The sequence below is a fragment of the Psychromonas algicola genome (assembly GCF_004378355.1).
Taxonomy (GTDB): domain Bacteria; phylum Pseudomonadota; class Gammaproteobacteria; order Enterobacterales; family Psychromonadaceae; genus Psychromonas.
In genome coordinates this window covers 1-15,600 of sequence record NZ_SNUB01000026.1, presented here as the reverse complement: position 1 = coordinate 15,600, position 15,600 = coordinate 1, and the positions used below count along the sequence as shown (strand labels likewise).

14 protein-coding genes are annotated in these 15,600 nt (G+C 36.5%); 4 read left to right on the top strand and 10 right to left on the bottom strand.

Annotation, left to right across the window (positions count from 1 at the left end):
* Positions 1-73: 73 nt before the first annotated feature.
* The 5 genes from vctC to E2R67_RS12400 all read right to left on the bottom strand — a co-directional run bounded on the left by vctC (position 74) and on the right by E2R67_RS12400 (position 4,907).
* Positions 74-829 (bottom strand): iron chelate ABC transporter ATP-binding protein VctC, encoded by a 756-nt coding sequence (gene vctC / locus E2R67_RS12420; protein ID WP_134291275.1) that lies wholly within the window; start codon positions 827-829, stop codon positions 74-76.
* A 4-nt stretch (positions 830-833) separates the two neighbouring features.
* Positions 834-1,784, bottom strand: coding sequence for an iron chelate uptake ABC transporter family permease subunit (locus E2R67_RS12415; RefSeq protein ID WP_134291274.1), 951 nt, complete (start codon positions 1,782-1,784; stop codon positions 834-836).
* Entirely contained in the window at positions 1,774-2,727 is a 954-nt protein-coding gene (gene vctD / locus E2R67_RS12410) for an iron chelate uptake ABC transporter permease subunit VctD (RefSeq protein ID WP_279587495.1), read from the bottom strand. Before vctD ends, E2R67_RS12415 begins: the two co-directional genes overlap by 11 nt.
* Before the next feature lie 27 nt (positions 2,728-2,754).
* On the bottom strand, positions 2,755-3,666 hold the full coding sequence (locus E2R67_RS12405; RefSeq protein ID WP_134291273.1) for a siderophore ABC transporter substrate-binding protein: 912 nt from the start codon (positions 3,664-3,666) through the stop codon (positions 2,755-2,757).
* A gap of 209 nt (positions 3,667-3,875) precedes the next feature.
* Positions 3,876-4,907 carry a helix-turn-helix domain-containing protein gene (locus E2R67_RS12400; protein WP_134291272.1) on the bottom strand — a complete coding sequence of 344 codons (1,032 nt, stop codon included), beginning with the start codon at positions 4,905-4,907 and terminating at the stop codon, positions 3,876-3,878.
* A 115-nt stretch (positions 4,908-5,022) separates the two neighbouring features.
* Between E2R67_RS12400 and E2R67_RS12395 the strand changes: the two genes are divergently transcribed.
* Positions 5,023-7,011, top strand: a complete 1,989-nt coding sequence (locus tag E2R67_RS12395) for a TonB-dependent siderophore receptor (RefSeq protein ID WP_134291271.1) — start codon at positions 5,023-5,025, stop codon at positions 7,009-7,011.
* 140 nt (positions 7,012-7,151) lie between these two features.
* A complete protein-coding gene (locus tag E2R67_RS12390; RefSeq protein WP_134291270.1) occupies positions 7,152-7,490 on the top strand; it encodes a DUF2218 domain-containing protein in 339 nt (112 codons plus the stop codon).
* A gap of 46 nt (positions 7,491-7,536) precedes the next feature.
* Here the strand turns inward: E2R67_RS12390 and E2R67_RS12385 are convergent, their stop codons facing one another.
* The 5 genes from E2R67_RS12385 to E2R67_RS12365 are packed head-to-tail and all read right to left on the bottom strand — an operon-like array spanning position 7,537 to position 13,207.
* Positions 7,537-8,613, bottom strand: coding sequence for an efflux RND transporter periplasmic adaptor subunit (locus E2R67_RS12385; RefSeq protein ID WP_208379528.1), 1,077 nt, complete (start codon positions 8,611-8,613; stop codon positions 7,537-7,539).
* A complete protein-coding gene (locus E2R67_RS12380; protein WP_208379527.1) occupies positions 8,613-11,930 on the bottom strand; it encodes an efflux RND transporter permease subunit in 3,318 nt (1,105 codons plus the stop codon). The genes E2R67_RS12385 and E2R67_RS12380 overlap by 1 nt, the downstream gene beginning before the upstream one ends.
* Before the next feature lie 9 nt (positions 11,931-11,939).
* Positions 11,940-12,476, bottom strand: coding sequence for a YeeE/YedE family protein (locus tag E2R67_RS12375; RefSeq protein ID WP_243837014.1), 537 nt, complete (start codon positions 12,474-12,476; stop codon positions 11,940-11,942).
* Positions 12,473-12,895, bottom strand: a complete 423-nt coding sequence (locus E2R67_RS12370; RefSeq protein ID WP_134291269.1) for a YeeE/YedE family protein — start codon at positions 12,893-12,895, stop codon at positions 12,473-12,475. The genes E2R67_RS12375 and E2R67_RS12370 overlap by 4 nt, the downstream gene beginning before the upstream one ends.
* 15 nt (positions 12,896-12,910) lie before the next feature.
* Complete coding sequence (locus tag E2R67_RS12365; RefSeq protein WP_134291268.1) at positions 12,911-13,207, bottom strand: ArsR/SmtB family transcription factor; 297 nt, start codon at positions 13,205-13,207, stop codon at positions 12,911-12,913.
* A 179-nt stretch (positions 13,208-13,386) separates the two neighbouring features.
* Here E2R67_RS12365 and E2R67_RS12360 point away from each other — a divergent pair, with 179 nt between their 5' ends.
* Positions 13,387-13,572, top strand: a complete 186-nt coding sequence (locus tag E2R67_RS12360; RefSeq protein ID WP_134291267.1) for a YgaP family membrane protein — start codon at positions 13,387-13,389, stop codon at positions 13,570-13,572.
* Between the two features lie 41 nt (positions 13,573-13,613).
* A complete protein-coding gene (locus E2R67_RS12355) occupies positions 13,614-15,317 on the top strand; it encodes an FAD-dependent oxidoreductase (RefSeq protein WP_134291266.1) in 1,704 nt (567 codons plus the stop codon).
* The last annotated feature ends 283 nt before the right edge of the window (positions 15,318-15,600 follow it).

Below are 15,600 nucleotides of genomic sequence, written 5' to 3'. Positions count from 1 at the left end.
ACTGACGGACTTTAATGTTACGAATAATCAAGTCTTATCGTTTATTTAAAGGTTTTAGATAAACGGTAAGGTGTTAATAATAAGTACACATACGTTTTCCATTAACTTCAACGATGTTAAATGGTGTTTCATAAATACTTTCTAGCACATCTGCTTGAATAACGTCTTTTACTTTACCACTCGCAATTATTTCTCCTTTTTTTAAAGCGATAATGACATCGGAATAACAAGCTGCAAAGTTAATATCATGGATCACTACAACAACCGCTTTATTCATTTCATGCGCTAATTTTTGAATATTGCGCATGATCTGTAATGAATGCTTTATATCAAGGTTGTTTAAGGGCTCATCAAGGAAAATTGAGTCGGTGTCTTGTGCGATAACCATCGCGATGTAAGCTAACTGTCTTTGCCCGCCACTGAGCTGATCAAGATATTTGTTTTGAATTTTAATGAGGTCTAAATATTTAAGTGCATTATTAATCACTGCTAAATCATCTTTTGTTAGTTTGCCTTGTGAGTAAGGGAAACGGCCAAATGAAACCATTTCTCGAACTGTAAAACGCATAGTGACATTGTTTGATTGCCTTAAAACAGCTAACTTCTTAGCAAGATCTTTATTGTCCCAATCTGATATTTCTTTGCCATTAATATAAACGAAGCCATTATCTTTATTAACTAAACGGCTGGCCATGGACAAAAGGGTACTTTTTCCTGCGCCGTTTGGTCCAATAATGGAAGTCACTTTGCCTTTTTCAAATTCAGTAGTGACATTATTAATAACTTTATTTTCTGAAAAAACTTTACTTAACTTCTCTAATTTTATCATGGCGCTAATTCACTTTGTTTCTAAGTAGCATGGAAAGGAAATACACTCCGCCTATAAAATTAATGACAATGCTAAGTGTTGTGGAAAAATTAAATAGATTCTCCACAATCCACTCACCACTTAATAGCGCAGCAATGGACAATAATGAGCAAGCAATCAATAACACTTTATGTTGGTAGGTGCTAAATAACTCTCTGGTGAGGTTGGTGACTAATAAGCCAAAGAACATAATTGGGCCAATTAAAGCCGTTGAGATTGCGATTAAGGTGGCTGATAAAACAAGTACACGCATTGTTACTTTCTGAACATCAACCCCAAGACTGATAGCGTTATCTTTATCTAGCCAAAAAACATCGAGTTGGCGATGCATTCGATATAAGTCAAGCACTACTAAAATGAGCAAAGGCGTGGATAGGTAAACCAAATCTACATTGATATTATTAAAGCTAGCGAACATGTTTGATTGCACGACAGCAAAGTTATTAGGATCCATCAGCATTATAAAAAATGAAGACACATTAGAAAATAGCTGCCCAAGGATCACACCTAATAACAATAAACCAATGAGGTTTTGTTTTTCTCCTCTAAAGTAAAAAGCAAATAAAAGCAGAGAGAACCCCATCATAATAACGACTGACAGGGCAAAGTTTATATAGTCATTTAAAATCAGTGCACTGAAACGACCAAAGGCAACAACAATAATAACTTGAATTAAAAGATAAAGTGAATCAAATCCCATAATGCTAGGCGTTAAAATTCGATTGTTCGTAATAGTTTGGAAGGCGAGTGACGACTGAGCAATAGCAATGCCTGCGAGCACAATTGCTAATACTTTTGGAATGCGTCTTGATAGAAAGTATTGATAGTTATCAGCAGTTAAACCAAGTCCAATAAACAAACCTATAAAAATGAAGCTAATTATTAATAGCACAATGAGTTTTGAATTATCGCGCATGCTTTTGACCTCGTAAAATTAACAAGATAAAAATACTACCGCCAACAATACTAATGATCATTGAAATTGGGATTTCGTAAGGAAAGATGATTAAGCGACTTGCAACATCACAGACCAATACAACTAATGCGCCTAATAATGCCGTTAATGGAATGTTTTTTCTTAGGTTATCACCAAAATAGTGACTGATTAAATTAGGTACAATTAAACCTAAAAAAGGCAATTCCCCAACAATCATAACCACTGAAGCTGACATGACTGAAACGAGTATGACACCGAGTATAAGAACCTGCTGATAATTTAACCCTAAGTTGGTTGCAAAGTCTTTACCCATACCGACCGCTGAAATGCGTGTTGCATATAAGTAACCACAAAGAGCGACAGGCATAGCAATGTAAAGTAACTCAAAGTCACCCTGTAGAATATTGGCAAAGTTCGCCACTCCCCAGCCAGACATGCTCTGTATCGCATCATATTTATAGGCGATAAAGCTTGCAGCAGATTGCACTACATTACCAAAAATAATACCGATTAAAGGAACAAAAATAACATTTTTGAATTGAATACGCTGAATGAATTGAACAAAAATTAAAGTACCTAACATCGCGCTTGCGAATATAAACCAAATATTATTACCATCACCAAAAATAACTAAGCTCAATACATAACCGAGCATAGCGCACTCGATCGTGCCTGATGTAGAAGGTGCTGCAAATCTATTTTGGCTGATTTGCTGCATGATCAAACCTGCAATGCTTAACCCTGAGCCTGCTAGTAAAATGGCAAATAATCTTGGTACTCGGCTTAAAAATAAAAGTTCCCAATACTCGGAATTACCATTCATTAGTGATACTAAAGTTAAATTAGCGACACCAACAAAAAGCGAAGACAAGCTTAATGTAAACAAGCTCACTACAAGCGCAATAGGTAGCCATATCTTCAACGTTTAAATCTCCGCTTAACAGTAAAATTAATCAAGGTTGATTGTGTTCTTAATATCTTTGATCATTTGCTCTGTAGCAGTCACACCTGCAATGGATAAATACCATGCATTTAGATCTAGGAAGGTGATTTTGTCGTTTTGATAAGCTTGAGTTGTTTTAATAAGTGCATTATTAAAGTCTTCTTTGGTTGTGCTTTTACCTTTATTAACCAATTTATCTCTATCAATTATAAACAAGATAGACGGGTTCGATTTACTAATAAACTCATAGGAAATAAGATCACCATGTCTTGAAGATTTAATATTTTTAACGGTTTGTTTAAATCCAAAATCTTGGTAAATAGCTGAGAATCGTGATTGGTTACCAAAAGCTGTTACGTTGCTTGCTGAACTCATAACGGTTAGCGCATCAAGATCATGGGTTTTATTATATTGGCGTATTTTTGAAAACTCTTTTTCTAGTGCATTAATTTTTTGTTCTACTTTGTTTTCAATATTGAACGCTTTGCCTAAGTTTCGCCATTGCTGTTGAGTACTTTCCCAATAGCCCATTTTTTCATTAGTCGTGAAAACAAGAGTTGGCGCTATTTTACTTAACTCTTTGTAACTAGAAGCTCCGCGAGCTCCTACAATAATAATATCTGGTTTTTGGTTATAGATACTTTCAAAGTCAGGTTCAAACAAGCTACCCGAAGATGCGTATTTTTTATCTTTATATTTGGATAAGTAACTAGGTAATTGAGTTGCTTTGGTTAACGCCACTGGCTCAATACCAAAAGCATCTAATGCATCTAAAGCACCTAAACCAATCACAACAACTCGTTGAGGTGTGGATTCTAATGTCACTGTACCTAATTGATGAGATATTTTTATTTCTGCGGAAAAACAAGAAGCAGAAGCAATAAGACTAATAAAAAAGAGGCTTGTTTTGATATTCATATTTACCCTTAATATAAATGGTTATCATTTAGTTCGGCGAATATAACTCAATTTAGATTAAGATATCAACTAGCTATTTTTATTGAGTTACTTTAAAAAAACTCTTTTTAAGAAATGGAGCGAGTAAATTGACTTGATATAAAACGATTCGTTTTAGTGATTATTAAATCTTTTTTATTAAACATTAAAATCATTTTGATACGAAAATGTTAGTTTTTTACAAAAAGGGTTGGTGGGTGACCAAATTCTTTTTTAAAGGCATGAGTGAAATTCGCTGGGTGATGGTAGCCTGCTTCATATGCAGCTTCGGTAACGCCCATTAATCCTTGCTCTAGATGATATTTAGCAATTTCTAGGCGACGGTAACGGATATAACTATTTACCGTTAAATCTAATTCTTGCTTAAATATTCGCTGTAAATTAGAAGCACTCATTGAAAAATTTTCTGCTATTTTTTCAAGTGATAACGTTTGATCTAAATTTGCTTCAATATAGCCCACGATATCTTCAATTGTTCTATATGTTTTTTTATTTGTGTGTTTGGGGGCTTTGAGTCTACTTGCATTAACTGCATATTTTTGAGCGTTAATTAAATTCGACTGTAACTTTGTACTCTGTATTAACACTTCAATTATTTCAGAAAAAAGCCCGTATGACATAGCTTCTAGCTTAACTGATTCAGAAAATTCACTTGGAGAGGGTGATGATAGTATTTTTGCTGCCATTTCAAATATTGAAGGTGTAATTGCAAATGTTGTATTGTTTTTATGCAGTTGAGTAAACTCAGTCATACTACAGTGATTGCCTAATCTGGTCCGTATCCATTCAGGAGTAAACATTAGATGAAGTTTTTTTACGTGGTTACTCTGCCTTATATCGCGTCTAAAATTAGCTGGTTTTGTAAGGTTAACTGCCACGCCTAATGCTTGTGTAGAAGAGTCTAGGTCAAAAATTAGATCGTCGTAACCAAAGCTTAATTTTCCTTGTAATAAGATAGTTACAATCAAAGCTGTGGGTGCCACAGAAACAACCGTTGTGTCTGTTAATTCATCACTATTACCACCACAAATAGAAAAGCCATTATTGAAACTAGAGGATAAAAAACACCCTTCGATCAATGGAGCATTCTGTTTCAGACCTCGGCTCATAATCCATTGTTTTTCTGTGCTTTCAATGCGTTGTGTCAGCGTGATTTTATTTGTTTTTTCTGCTTGTATTGAACTTAGTGTTTTTTTGCTCATGTGCGATTTCTCATAATAAGTATGCGATTTTGCATAGGTTATTAATCTTCCTCTTTCCCAGTATAAACTTTACTATTCTTGCGAATCATTATCATTTGCATTGAAAGAGAGTAACATGAAAAGAGTTAATATCAATAATCAAAAAAAATCATTAATTTGCTTAGCAATAGGTTTAGCGTTATCAAATGGTGCTTTTGCCGATGAAATATCGACAGAAGAGGTTGTCGTTTGGGGCACTAAAGTATCTAGTAGCTCAGAATCTATTGGGACAGATGATTTAGCAATTAAACAAGCCGATCATATGTCTGATTTGTTACGCGATATTCCAGGTGTCGATGTAGGGGGAACGCATTCATTAAATCAACGCATTAATATCCGTGGTTTCGATGAAACTGATATCGATATTCGTTTAGACGGCGCTTCTCAACATGCCAATATGTTCCATCATATTGGTAACCTCACATTAAACCCTGATATTTTAAAATCAGCGGATATACAAGTGGGTAATAACTCTGTTGCACAAAATGGTTTAGCGGGTGCTGTTTATTTTGAAACTAAAGACGGCAAAGATCTACTTAACCTTGATGAAAAATTTGGTGTTCGTCTTCATGCGGGTTATGCAACTAATGCAAGTCAGCAAGGTTCTGTTACTGCTTATGGTCAATTAACAGAACAAGTTGATACTATGTTGTATAGCAATTATGTCAGTAATGGAAATACAACGGACGGTGCGGGCACTGAAAACTTTGGTGCTGAAGGTGATATTAAAAATACTATGGTTAAAGTCGGTTTTGATCTATCGCCAATACATCGCTTTGAATTTGCTTATGATTTTTATCATGATGAAGGTGATTATAGCGCCCGCCCTGATATGAATGGTGAAGCAAGCGAATACTTTACTGATGTTTTATTACCGACTGTTTATGATCGTAATACGATCACCTTAAACTATGAGTTAAATACAGAAAAACATAGCGGAAAAGTATCCTTGTATTCAACAGAAACTGAAATTGAACGTGATGAAACAGAAACTGGTTGGACGGGGCGTGACTCTGTTAATACAGCAACAAATAATAACACTGGTTTGAATGCAACCTTTCAATCTGAGCTTTCAGTTGCAAATTTGAATAATCAATTAACTTACGGTCTTGATTATATTAATCAAACAAGTAGCAGTGCCTATGATGGCATTGATTATATGGAAGAATCAACTAAATCAACGGGAATATTTATTGAAAATAAAATCTATATAACGGATGCATTATCCATTACAACGGGACTTAGATACGATGATTATCGTCGTTATGCCGAAACTAGTAAAACGGATTATAACGATGTAACCTGGTCATTAGGTAGTGACTGGAAAATCAACAATAATTGGTCAATCTTTGCCAATACTAGAAGTTTATTTAAAGGACCTGAGTTAATAGAGACTTTCGTTCAGGATCAATATACAGCTTATCTAGCTGATGATATCAAAGCAGAAACAGGGATGAATACTCAAGTAGGGTTTAGCTACAATGAGCTAAGTGGAGCACATCGCTATGGTGTTAACTTTACTGTATTTAAAACCGATATAGATGACTATATCGTAGAGACCTATGCTTCCGATTATAGTTACCTTACTATTGAAAATAGCGGTGATGTAGAAACTAAAGGCTTTGAATTAAGTTCTACTTATAGCTATGAACAGTTCTCTGGTAAATTGGCTTATGCAAAATCTGATAGTGAATACAGTGATTCTGGTTTAGCTGTTAATGATGGTGATAATGTTAGTACGGATATGGGAGATAGTATCGCATTAACTGTTAATTATTATCTTGATTCAATAGATACTTTATTTGGCTGGAATTCAACTTTTGTACTTGAAGAAGACAATGTTTTGGATGGGGCATCAAATAAAGCTGCATACAATGTTCATAACTTTTATGCTCAATGGCTACCTGCTGATATGGAAGCGCTTTCTGTAACCTTTGGCATTGATAATATCTTCGACGAAGAATATGTCTCTCATGCATCAAGAACAGGGCTTGCTAGAGGAATTACAACTGACGATTATGAGCCTGGTCGCAATGTAAAACTGTCAGTTGCTTATCAATTCTAAACCATTCAATTTATGAAATAAAAGCCCGCTTAGCTAAGTGGGCTTTTGCATTTTCAAACTTTGATCACTTATCGTTTTATTCTTTTTTGTACGCCTCATATTACGATAATTTTTAAACTAAAATTTAATAAGAAATAATAATGAATATAAAACTGGAAACAGCAGAAGTTAATCATTTACCAAAAGAAGAGTTACCTTACATCACTTACTCCGTTATTAAATCCGAACATGCAGTGAAATACCTAACTGTGCTGTGTCGACACTTTTCTCGAAAAGTTGAGGCAGAATGGGATGATTTTCAAGGTATTGTTTATTTTGATGTGGGGATGACGAAGATGAAAGTTAACTCACAAGGAGACGAACTTAATTTTGAATGCAAAGCAGCAAGTGAGCATGCTCTTGAACAGCAAAAAGCCATTATCAATCATCACATAGCTTTGTTTGCTCGCCGGGAGTCTATCGAGCTTCTTTGGTCTTAAATGAATGTCTAAAAAATTGCCTCTATTATAAATAGAGGCTTTTTATTTACTGATAACTTAATGGATTTAATAAAACCACATCTCCGTTGTTTAATCCTTTGCGTACTTGAAAATTATCAGCAAGTTGTACAAGTTTCGTTTTAATTTCACCTGATTCTAGTACTTTTACATAATCTAGTTGACCAACTTGATAAACTGCTTCACTTGGAACGATAAGTTGTTCAGCGGTGTCAGAATCGACCCACACGCGTGCATAACTTCCAGGGTATAACTTCTCTGTAGGTTGTAATGCTATTTTTAATAAAAAGCTACGAGAAGTGCTATCTGTCGCTGGAGAAACTTCGACGACATTACCCTGTGATTTAATATCAAAGCTTGGTATTTGGTAATTTAAAATACTGCCCAAGTTTGCTTTGCTCAGTAACGATTCTGATATGTTTACTTCAAGTTGAAGTGTTTTTGGATTATATAAACCCAGTAAGTTCATGCCCGGGGTTGCAGTATCGCCAACGTTGATCGAGCGACTGTTTACAATGCCATCAAAGGGCGCGGTAATAATACTAAAGCCATAGGTTGTTTCAGCTTCTTTCACCGTTGCTTTAGCTTGTTTAAAGTTTGCATTGGCTGTTTTAAGTTGTGATTCTGCTTGGTCAAAATCTGCTTGAGAAATCAATTTTTTTACTAATAGGGCTTGCGCTCTATCGTATTGCTTGCGTGCAATATTAAGTTGTGACTGCGCAGAAGATAAAGCTTGTTCTGTTTGATTAACACGCGCATCAAGATCTGTGCTTTCTAAACGAATGAGGATATCTCCTTGCTTAACTTGCGCGCCAACATCCACTAATACTTCTGCTATTTTTGCAGTTAAACGTGCAGCTAAGATTGCTTTTTGATCGGCTACAACCGTTGCTGTAAATTCACGTTGTTTTTGTACTTTTTGTTGCAATAAAACCTGTGTTTTAAGGTTGTTAAATTGATGGTTACTGTGTATTTTTTTCTCTGATAATTTAGGCGTAAATACACCTGCCATAAATAAAAATAATACAGCTAATGCTGAAAATAGAATAACGCCTAAAACAGGTTTGGGCATTTTCTGTATGGATAGGCCTTTAAATGCTTTCATTATTTTTCTTCCTTAATTTGTGGGAGACCGTGTCCTTCGACATTTTTGTAAGCAAGGTTGTAAACAATTGGAATCACTAATAGTGTAAAGACAGTGGAGGCTGTAATACCAAATATGACAGCCCAAGCTAAACCGTTAAATATTGGATCTAGCGTGATCACTATATTGCCTAATAAGGTCGTTCCAGCGGTTAGCAAAATAGGGCGCATTCGTACGGCTCCTGATTTAATTAACGCTTCTTGTAATGGCATACCTTCTTTTAAGGATTGTTGAATAAATTCAACCAATACCAGTGAGTTTCGCACGACGATACCAGCAAGTGCGATCATGCCAATCATGGCCGTTGCCGTGAATAAAGCGGGATTACTGTAACCTGAGATATTTTCACCAAGGCTATTTAATATCCAGAATCCTGGCATGATACCAATTACACTTAATGGTATTGCGAGCATAATGATCCCTGACACCATAGGTAATCCTGTTTGAATTAACATCACAATAAACACTCCCACCAATGCCACGCCAAAGGCAATCCCTAAGTCACGAAATACATCAATAGTGATTTTCCATTCACCTTCGCCACTCCAAACAATGTGAATGTCTTTGTCTAATGACCAACTATCGTTTGCTCCATTATTAAAGTAGTTACGATCTTCTACGGGAGTTCGATTATCTGTAACAGGCGCATCTTGATCTGCGAACATATCTGCGACAATTTCACCGGGTACTCGCCCTACAGGTTCAGCGTAAACATAAACAACAGGTTTAAGGTTTTTATGAAAAATGGGTTGTTGTACTTGGCTTTTTACAAACTTTCCTAGCTCAGATAACTGGACTAAAGGTTGTGGAGCATCAATTAAAGAACCTTGTATCTCATATTTATTAATGCCAGCTTGCCCACGTACATAAAGTGATAATAACTTATCAAGTTGATCTCTATCTGAACTTGCTAAACGCACGCTAATTGGAAGCGGATTTACTTCTCGTTCCGCTTCCATATAACCTAGCGTTAAACCTTGGTTAGCGGCACTGATCGTTTGGTTAATATCATTTACTGAAATACCTGAAAGAGCCGCTTTCTCACGATCAACAACAAATTGCCATCTTTCATATTGACCTTGAATACTCGTATCGACTTCTCGTACTGAATCTTCACGTTTTAAACGTTCTGCAACCACTAATGCTTGAGTTTGAAGATATTCATAACTTGTTGTTTCCTTGCCATAAAGCTCTGCCGTTATCGTCGCAACAACAGGTGGCCCAGGTGGTACTTCCACCAATTCGATATGAGCTGAGTGTTTATCTGCAATGGCTTGTAACTCATCTCTTAAACGGGTGACGATTTCATGGGATTGATGCTGTCTACGATTCTTTGCTGCTAATACAACTCTCAGTTCACCTTGATTAGGTTGACTACGCATAAAGTAATGGCGCACCATGCCATTGAAATCCATTGGCGAAGCAATGCCAGAAAATGCAGAAACAGAAGCAACTTCAGGCACTGTCACTAAGTGATCTGAAAACTCACGTAAAACATTAGATGTATCCACAAAGCTAGTTTGTTCTGGCATATTTAACACAAGTTGAAATTCGTCTTTATTATCGTAAGGTAATAGTTTTAGCGGTACCAAGCGCAATGCTGGCAATAGCGCTGCTGCTAAAAACAGGAAAGCAACCACAGCAAGGAAGGCCCAACTGTATTTTTTATTGTTCAATAATGGGGCTAATAATTTCTCATACCATTTAAATAACAAAGAGTTTTCGATCTGATAATGACCGCTATCTTGTGCTTGGTTTAAGATTTTTTTAGCTAACCAAGGGGTGATCATAAAAGCAACAAAAGTACTGAATATCACACTAATAGGAACATTGAATGCAAGTGGTGCCATGTAAGGGCCCATCATCCCAGTAATAAAAAACATAGGGGTGAATACAATAACGATCGCGACCGTAGACATCAATAAAGCACTACGGATTTCAGCCATTGCTAATACTATGGCGTTTGAACGAGTTAAATCTTTACGTTTTAGGAAACGCTCTATGTTATCAATCGAAGCGATTGGATCATCAACAATTAAACCCAGTGCTAAGATCAAAGCAAATAAAGTGACTCGATTAATTGAATAGCCCAACATTAAATCTAATCCCAATGCTGCGCCATAGCTAATCGGAATGGCAATGCCAACGACAATCGCGCTGCGCCAATTTAGGAATAAACCAATAAACACAACTACAGTCAAAATTGAGATACCTAAACTTGAAATAAGGTTACTGACTTTACTGTCGGCTGTTTGGCCGTAGTTACGAATAATATTAACTTCTACGCTATCAGGAAATTGTGTTTTTTGGATAAGCTTAAGTTCATCCAATACATCCTGTGCAACGGTAACTGCATTGGCACCTTTTTGTTTGGCTATTGAGATGAATACTGCTGGATAGACTTGACTCACTTCTCTTTCTGCACTGCCGTATTGCATCCAAGTATCAGATTCTGCTTCTGGCTCGCCATCGTTGATAGTCGCAATGTCTTGCAGATAAACTGGCTTACCATTAATAACATTAACGATTAACTTATTAAGCTCGTTAGCTGATTGAAAGAACTGTCCTGATTCGAGTTTAAATACCTTGCCATTTTGATGCGTTATACCTGCATCTTGTTTTGCATTGGTGAGTTGTATTGCATTTTGTAGATCTTCAATCGTGGTTTGGCGGCTTGCCATGGCATTGCTATCTAATATTATTTCTACCTGACGAGGAGACCCGCCCAGTACATTAACTATATTGGTATCATCTAAAGCTTTTAATCTTTGTGTGGTCTGCTCTGCTAAACGACGTAGCTCATAACTCCCTATTGTATCGGGTGATGTAGAATAAAGTGAGGCTACAACGATTGGAACATCGTCAATCTCAACAGGTTTGATGATCCAGTTGGTAATCGAAGCTGGAATATTATCTTGGTTGGAATAAAGTTTGTTGTACAACTTAACCAACGCACCTTCACGATCTTCGCCTACAAAGTAACGCACTATAATTTGTGCGCTACCTTCCATTGATGATGAGTAAACATATTCAACGCCATCGATTTGGCTGACTAGTTTTTCTAAAGGCTCTGTGACTTGTTTTTCAATTTGTTTTGCACTTAGTCCTGGGGCTGCAATTAGCACATCGGCCATCGGCACAACGATTTGAGGATCTTCTTCTTTAGGGGTTAACCATAAAGAGGCTGCACCAACCAATAAAGTAAGTAAAATGAGAATAGGTGGAAAAAAACTATTCATTACCTTAGAAACTAAACCTTTTGCTGGTTGGTTTTGCATAATACCCTCTTATTTGCTTGTACTTGGTGTGGTTGTTGAGCCTGCTGCTACTTCTGATGTAATTGCACAAATATTTTTACGGTAACCGACAATGGGTAATGGAAGACGCCCAGCAAGATATTGATTTGCATGTACCATTCCAACAATCATACTTAAGGTGAAAGCTAAAATAATATTACTTCCACCGCCAATACTTGCCATCGCAGGGCCAGGACAAAAACCAGCTAATCCCCAACCTGCACCAAAAATAACAGCGCCAGAAATAAGTGTACCGTCTACGCTTGTATTACTTGTCCATGTAAATAGATCGCCATTCACCGCTTTCTTTCGCTTTTTAATAATAAGATGATAGATAGGAGTGAAGACTAATAATGCTCCTCCCATCACAAAAGCAAGGCTAGGATCCCAATCTCCGAATATATCTAAAAAAGCAATGACTTTATTGGGATCCACCATACCTGAGATGATCATTCCACTACCAAATAATGCACCTGATACCCAACCTGTGATAATACGAATTATCTTTGCTTTAGAGTGGTTCATCATAGCTCTCCTAACAAGCGGCGAATTAATACCACTGTAATTGCAGTGACCATAAAGGCACTGGTCGCATAAATAGAGCGTTTAGAAAAACGTCCCATTCCTACAATCCCATGACCACTGGTACAGCCATTACCTAAGCGAGTTCCAAACCCAACTAATAAACCTGCAAATGAAACCAGCAAAATGTTTTTATCACTAATATCCGGTAAGGCAAAACCTAAGGGAGTCACAATCAGTAAGCTTAAAATCATGCCAGTTAAAAAAGCCGCTCGCCAACTAGATTCATGTTTTTGTGGGTTTAATAAACCACCTATTACGCCACTGATACCTGCAACTTTTCCGCTAAATAACATTAGTAATGCAGCAGATAAACCGAGTAACATGCCCCCAAATAGGGATGCCCAAGGGATTGTAAATTCCATATATTTCTCTTTAAATTATTGGTCACAAAAAATGGTATAAAAACTAGCGATCAGCGATTCAATGCGTTTATCCGCTAAGCTATAAAATACGGATTGAGACTCTTTTCGTATTCTTACTAGGTTATTTTTTTTCAATACACTCAAGTGTTGCGAGAAAGCTGATTGGCTTAAAGTTGAATTTTCTTGAAGTTGTCCCGCTCCAACTTCTCCATCAACTAATTGACAAAGCACCATTAATCTCTCTGAATGTGCCATTGTTTTTAATATCTCAGCAACCTCTGTTGCGGTTTCTCTCATTTTATTTAATTCCATTATGTTCTCTCATCATGGTTGCATCATTTTATTTTATTTTACTGGTAAGACTAAATTAGTAAAGTTTTAATTAGATTAAATTAAATTAGTTAATTGTTTATTAGGTTTTATTGTATTAGTATTTGCTTAATTAATGTTTTTAGTAATTGAATTCTCATTTATACGTAAAGGAAAATATCATGAAAATTGACAATGGGATTAGAGCGCTTGCAGGAAGTATGGTGTTACTTTCAGTCTTATTAACTCAGTTTGTTCATCCTAACTTTGTTTGGTTAACTGTTTTTGTTGGTTTGAATTTATTCCAAAGTGCTTTTACACATTTTTGCCCAGCCGTGATCGTTCTGAAAAAAATGGGGTTTAAATAGATCGAATTTAAAATATTTTTTAAAATTGGAGTAAATAGTTTATGACTAAGATAGTGATTATCGGTGGTGTTGCTGGTGGGGCATCAGCAGCCGCTCGAGCTCGTCGATTAAGTGAAGATGCACAAATTATTATGTTTGAGCGTGGTCCGTTTGTTTCTTTTGCTAACTGTGGATTGCCATATCATATCGGTGGCGAGATAAAGGAAAGAAGTAATTTATTATTACAAACACCTGAAAGTTTTCTATCGCGTTTTAACGTTGATGTTCGCCCATTAAGTGAGGTCGTCAGTATCGATCGTGTTAATAAACAAGTTACCATTCGCTTACTTGTTGATAATAGTGAATATACTGAAAGCTATGACTTTTTATTGTTAAGCCCGGGGGCTGGCCCCATTGTGCCGCCTATTCCTGGCATCCAAAATCCATTGACTTTTTCTCTACGCAATATTCCTGATATGGATAAAATCCTGCATGCATTGAGTGAAAATAAAGTAGAGCATGCAACCGTTGTAGGTGGTGGCTTTATTGGTTTAGAGATGATGGAAGCCTTTCATGCATTAGGGATTAAAACCACCCTCATTGAATTGGCAGACCAAGTGATGACTCCTGTGGATAAAGAAATAGCAGGGTTTGCACATGAAGAAATTCGTAATAAAGGAATTGATTTACGTTTAGGTGTGGCACTTGAAGGTGTTGAGTTTGTTCCTTCCGAATCTGTCGCTAATATAAATGCCGGTGAAAAAATGACTCATCAACACCTATATGGCCATTTAACCTTGAGTTTAAATAACGGTGAAAAGCTTAATACTGAATTATTAATTATGGCCATTGGTGTTCGCCCTGAAACGGCTTTAGTAAAACAAGCTGGTTTGGAAATTGGCGAGTTAGGAGGCATTAAAGTAAATGCTCAAATGCAAACTAATGATCCTGCTATTTATGCCGTTGGTGATGCAATTGAAGAGCAAGATTTTGTCACTGGCGCGCAAACGGTTGTGCCATTAGCTGGGCCTGCAAATCGCCAAGGCCGACTCGCTGCAGACAATATGTTAGGTCGCCATCAAAGCTATCAAGGTACTCAGGGAACGGCTATTTGTAAGATTTTTGATATGGCGATTGCATCAACGGGTAAAAATGAAAAGCAATTAAAACGTGATGGCATCAATTACGAAAAGGTGTATGTGCATACCGCAAGTCATGCAAGTTATTATCCTGGTGCTGAAATTGTTTCTTTTAAAATGTTGTTTGATCCTAGTACGGGGAAAATATTAGGTGCTCAAGCGGCGGGTAAAGATGGTATTGATAAACGTATTGATATTATGGCCGTAGCACAACGAGCGGGAATGACAGTCGAGCAACTGCAACATCTAGAATTAACTTATGCGCCTCCTTTTGGTAGCGCAAAGGACGTGATCAATCAAGCGGCTTTTGTAGCTCAGAACATCATTATTGGTGATGTGAAACCTATTCATTTTGATGAAATAGATCATTTAACCGATCAACAAATTTTACTTGATGTACGTAATCCAAGTGAATTAGAAGCGACAGGTTGTATTGGTGAAGCGTTAAATATTCCTGTGGACCAATTACGCCAAAGAATGCATGAACTACCAAAAGACAAAGAAGTAATCATCTACTGTCAGGTTGGTTTACGTGGCAATGTTGCTTATCGCCAATTGGTTAATAATGGTTATAAAGCTCGTAACTTAATTGGAGGATGTAGAACGTACAATTATGCAAAAGCATAAATAATTTTTAGTCACTCCTTAGTAACCCTTTTATTTTTGATAAAAGGGTTACGTCAATTACACTGGTAACTGGCCTAATTGACTTCTTAAAATAACCCTCTGTTTTGGAGGACTTAATAAATAAAATAATAGCTTAATTAATTTCCCCTCTTTAGTTGGATGTGTACAGTCAAGTTCATAGGTAACACTTTATTAAACATACATGGGTTACACTTTTACCGTCCAATAGTCTTTACTTGATTCAAGGTCAATACAACCTAATCGATAAAAACTAAAATACACA